Origin of the sequence: Streptomyces colwelliae (assembly GCF_048158785.1) — a bacterium.
In the GTDB taxonomy this organism is placed as follows: Bacteria; Actinomycetota; Actinomycetes; order Streptomycetales; family Streptomycetaceae; genus Streptomyces.
In genome coordinates, this window is record NZ_JBLTJC010000955.1 from 1 (window position 1) to 454 (window position 454).

Sequence of the window (454 nt, forward strand, 5' to 3'; positions counted from 1 at the left end):
CCCTGGAGCTGGAGCGCAACACGCGAACCGGTAAGCACGCCCGCTTTCTGCCGACGGTTCACAGCGACGCCTGTACCGGCTGCGGTAAGTGCGAAAAAGTGTGCGTGCTGGAACAACCGGCAATCAAGGTGTTACCGCTGTCACTGGCGAAAGGGGAGTTAGGTCACCATTACCGCTTCGGCTGGCTGGAGGGGAACAATGGCAAATCGTAAACGTGACGCCGGGCGCGAGGCGCTGGAGAAAAAAGGCTGGTGGCGCAGTCACCGTTGGCTGGTGTTACGTCGCCTTTGTCAGTTCTTCGTGCTGGGGATGTTTTTGAGCGGTCCGTGGTTTGGTGTGTGGATCTTGCACGGCAACTACAGCAGTAGCCTGTTATTCGACACCGTTCCGCTGACCGATCCGCTGATGACGCTGCAAAGCCTTGCCAGCGGTCATCTGCCTGCCACGGTAGCAC

The 454-nt window shown here is 59.0% G+C and carries 2 protein-coding genes; both read left to right on the plus strand.

Annotated elements, in window-relative coordinates:
- The coding region (locus ACNFOC_RS55335; protein ID WP_416966436.1) for a 4Fe-4S binding protein at positions 1 to 212 on the plus strand (212 nt) is incomplete at its 5' end.
- A partial coding sequence (locus ACNFOC_RS55340; protein ID WP_416966437.1) for a hypothetical protein occupies positions 199 to 454 on the plus strand: 256 nt, incomplete at its 3' end. The genes ACNFOC_RS55335 and ACNFOC_RS55340, both read left to right, overlap by 14 nt.